Raw genomic sequence first — 1,512 nt, forward strand, 5'->3', positions numbered from 1 at the left:
GTCAGTGATCACTCGGAGTCGAGCTGCGCGCCGACCTCGTCGGAGATGTCGAAGTTGGCGAAGACGTTCTGCACGTCGTCGCTGTCCTCCAGCGCGTCGATCAGCTTCAGGATCTTGCGGGCGCCGTCGACGTCCAGCTCGACCTGCATGCTGGGGAGGAAGTTGGCCTCGGCCGAGTCGTAGTCGACGCCGGCGTCGACCAGCGCGGTGCGCACGGCGACCATCTTCGAGGCCTCGGAGACGATCTCGAAGGAGTCGCCGAGGTCGTTGATCTCCTCCGGCTCCTGGTCCAGGACGACCTCGAACAGCTTGTCCTCGTCCACGCCGTCGGCCTTGGGGACGATGACGACACCCTTGCGGGTGAACAGGTACGAGACCGAGCCCGGGTCCGCCATCGAGCCGCCGTTGCGGGTCATCGCGACGCGCACGTCGGAGGCGGCGCGGTTGCGGTTGTCGGTGAGGCACTCGATCAGGACCGCGACACCGTTCGGGCCGTAGCCCTCGTACATGATGGTCTGGTAGTCGGCGCCGCCGGCCTCCAGACCGCCACCGCGCTTGACGGCGCGGTTGATGTTGTCGATCGGGACCGAGCTCTTCTTCGCCTTCTGGATGGCGTCGTAGAGGGTCGGGTTGCCCGCCGGGTCGGGACCGCCGGTGCGCGCCGCCACCTCGATGTTCTTGATCATCTTGGCGAAGAGCTTGCCGCGCTTGGCGTCGATCACGGCCTTCTTGTGCTTGGTGGTAGCCCACTTAGAGTGGCCGGACATCGCCAGCTCCTTTACGTCGCCAAAGGGAAATGAACAGATGAGATCTTACCGGTGTCGCCGGCGGTGGGGCGCACACGGTGGGCGGTGGTCTACCGACCGGCGAGGTGCTCCTCGACCATCCGCACGAAGTACGCGTGCACCCGGTGGTCGCCGGTCAGCTCCGGGTGGAAGGAGGTGGCCAGCAGGTTGCCCTGGCGCACGGCGACGATCCGGCTCTCCGGGCCGTCCGCGGCGGGCAGCTCGGCCAGCACCTTGACGCCCGCGCCGACCGCCTCGACCCAGGGGGCGCGGATGAAGACGCCGTGCACCGGCGCGTCGTCCAGGCCCGCGAAGTCGATCCCGGACTCGAAGGACTCGTTCTGGCGGCCGAAGGCGTTGCGGCGCACCGTCATGTCGATGCCGCCGACGGTCTGCTGGTCGTCGCGGCCGTCCAGGATCTTGTCCGCCAGCATGATCATGCCCGCGCAGGTGCCGTAGACCGGCATCCCGGCGGAGACGCGCTCGCGCAGCGGCTCCATCACGCCGAACAGCAGCGCCAGCTTGGACATGGTGGTGGACTCCCCGCCGGGGATCACCAGCGCGTCGACCTCGGCCAGCTCCTCGGCGCGGCGCACCGGACGGGCGAGCGCGTCGGCCTCGGCCAGCGCCACCAGGTGCTCGCGGACGTCGCCCTGGAGGGCGAGGACGCCGATGACAGGAGTGCTCACGGTCTTCAACCTCTATCGATCGTTACGACGGACTACGT

The 1,512-nt window shown here is 68.3% G+C and carries 2 protein-coding genes; both read right to left on the reverse strand.

The features are described from left to right. Positions 1 to 8: 8 nt before the first annotated feature. Positions 9 to 767 carry a YebC/PmpR family DNA-binding transcriptional regulator gene (locus tag ACFU6K_RS38755; protein WP_380671328.1) on the reverse strand — a complete coding sequence of 253 codons (759 nt, stop codon included), beginning with the start codon at positions 765 to 767 and terminating at the stop codon, positions 9 to 11. An 89-nt stretch (positions 768 to 856) separates the two neighbouring features. Further along, positions 857 to 1,474 carry a pyridoxal 5'-phosphate synthase glutaminase subunit PdxT gene (pdxT, locus tag ACFU6K_RS38760; RefSeq protein WP_380671330.1) on the reverse strand — a complete coding sequence of 206 codons (618 nt, stop codon included), beginning with the start codon at positions 1,472 to 1,474 and terminating at the stop codon, positions 857 to 859. Between the last annotated feature and the right edge of the window lie 38 nt (positions 1,475 to 1,512).

Origin of the sequence: Kitasatospora sp. NPDC057512, from assembly GCF_042802135.1 — a bacterium.
Classification (GTDB): Bacteria; Actinomycetota; Actinomycetes; order Streptomycetales; family Streptomycetaceae; genus Kitasatospora.

Coding starts and splice junctions, on each gene's coding strand:
- ACFU6K_RS38755 (WP_380671328.1), bottom strand. CDS start 767: ATGTCCGGCCACTCTAAGTGGGCTACCACCAAGCACAAGAAGGCCGTG.